This is a genomic window from Planktotalea sp., assembly GCF_049680325.1.
Lineage (GTDB): Bacteria > Pseudomonadota > Alphaproteobacteria > Rhodobacterales > Rhodobacteraceae > Planktotalea.
Genome location: NZ_JBAUHO010000356.1, coordinates 1 through 2,014 on the forward strand (window position 1 = coordinate 1; position 2,014 = coordinate 2,014).

Below are 2,014 nucleotides of genomic sequence, written 5' to 3' on the forward strand. Positions count from 1 at the left end.
GTGTTGAGGTCCTGCGCATGCGTGAGACCTTCGTTGCTCAGAATTTGCGCCGCCTCTGGCAGTTTAAGCACGTCAATCAATACGCTCATCCGGGCATCAGCCCAAGCGGCAGTGACATTCAACGCCACCAGCAAAGGCCAAAGAGCAAAGGCGCGCAACATCATAAATCCTGACTGGGCTGCATGCCGGACAGCCGCCTGGCCACGGCCTCGAACCGGTTCGCCATGATTTCATATTGCACCGCATTCATCAGGGCATAGACCTTTTGCATCCGGGGATCGGCCAATGCATCGGCATAGGCTGCCACCTCGTCATCAGAAAACGCCTGGTAGGTATAGGCCGCGTTGGCCAGCGCATTGGCCTTGATTGAGGTGCGCATGTCGCCCTCCTGACGGCGCAAGGCTTCACGCAGATCCGGCTCGTCCATTTGCAATTCGATCACACCCGCGCCGCTCGCGGCCATCAGGAACCGGATTTGCACCTCCTGGATGGCCTTAACCGAACTGTCCTCGACATCGCTGGCGGCATTCAGTCGGGTCAGCAGCGCCACACGTTGCGATCCAATCCGCACCAACCCGTCAATGATCGCGGCCCCGCTTTCTGATTTCAGGTCATCATCTTCGGCCATATGGGATGCGTTTTCCGCAGCAACCAGCCGCTGTCCCAATTCACTGGCATAAAACCCCGCAGCATGGGCCAACAAATCATCCGCAAGCGTCTGGCCCAGGATATCCAACGCCATGCCATGCATCAGATCGGTTTTGAATACGTCGCCCACAAGCCGCGACCACTCTGAGCCAAAGGCATCCGCCTCCATGCCCAGCATCCGGGGTGCCGAATCTGCCGAAAGGCGGATGCTTTCCAATGCGACGTCAAAACCTGTTACCTCCAGAAACGCCTCAACCCGCGCCGTGTCAGCCGCGCGTGCGGTCTGGCCTTGCAGGCCAAACACGATAAGACACAGCATCGAGAGAATAAGCGTTGGCGTGCGAAGCAATAGGTGCATGGAACTGATCCTTCCCGTTGTGGGTCATGTAGGGTCAAAGACTAAGCCATCCAAGCCATGTGGCAATCAATTTCCCGACATGGTTCCAATTGCGTATCCGATTGCAGCACCAATGACTGCCTGCTCTGCCTTGGATCGGATGCGGCGGGCCAATCATCTTGGATCAATGCAGGGCCGAAAAGTCCCAATCTGATGCAAAGCCTCTTGCCCCCTGCCCTGTCCTTGGCTATTGCGGCGCACCAGTCCAGTGCGGAGAGGTGCCGGAGTGGTCGAACGGGGCGGTCTCGAAAACCGTTGTGGGTGCAAGCCTACCCAGGGTTCGAATCCCTGTCTCTCCGCCATTTCACTTCAAGAAATAGCAACTTAACTGACTGATAGCAGGACGAAATTCGGCGTATTGCGCTGATGTCTGCTCTCGGTCCGCTTGATTTGCGGCAAATTTCGCGACAGGTTTTTCTGCACAATCGCAGAGGATTTCCGCCATCAATATCGCCAAAGCCTCCGCCTCTACCACCTCCGCCGCCGAGGACCGCTAGAAAACCGGGCGAGACCTGTGGCACGCTGTCTAACGGATCGGCGGAGGTGAGCCCATTTTCACGCAAAGTGGTTAAGCTCAAAACCTATTGCGATCAGTTCCAAAGTTACACTCTGGGGATAAATGCGGTCTCGTTTGGTCGGATATCGTTGGTCACACGATCACGGATAAATTTGGTTATCTCTCTGGACTCAAGGTCAAACGTACCACAACCACGAAGTGCCATGCGGGAATTGATATTTGTGCCCAGAAACTCGTAAATGACACGATAACAGGCAATGTCGCGCACGGCCTCCCTTGCGATTCCCATCGTGAGGCCGGACAAATAGGTCGAGTGTTTCAGGGTGTTAGCATAAACAACGGTCTGCCAAATGCGCGTACCACTTCCGGTTTCTCGCTCGTAAATGAACAACCGTTCGGCATTGAACAAAGCCACGCCCTCAAATTTGTTGACCGAAGCAGCTCCGTCGGTG

The 2,014-nt window shown here is 55.6% G+C and carries 2 protein-coding genes and 1 tRNA gene; 1 reads left to right on the top strand and 2 read right to left on the bottom strand.

Annotation, left to right across the window (positions count from 1 at the left end; genetic code table 11):
* Window positions 1–160 precede the first annotated feature (160 nt).
* A complete protein-coding gene (locus tag WBC85_RS15835) occupies window positions 161–1,006 on the bottom strand; it encodes a DUF2059 domain-containing protein (protein WP_424439476.1) in 846 nt (281 codons plus the stop codon).
* Between the two features lie 251 nt (window positions 1,007–1,257).
* On the opposite strand from WBC85_RS15835, the gene WBC85_RS15840 reads away from it, so the two are divergent.
* A tRNA-Ser gene (locus WBC85_RS15840) sits at window positions 1,258–1,347 on the top strand.
* Between the two features lie 300 nt (window positions 1,348–1,647).
* On the opposite strand, the gene WBC85_RS15845 is transcribed toward WBC85_RS15840, so the two are convergent.
* On the bottom strand, window positions 1,648–2,014 hold a 367-nt coding region (locus tag WBC85_RS15845; protein WP_424439479.1), incomplete at its 5' end, for a hypothetical protein.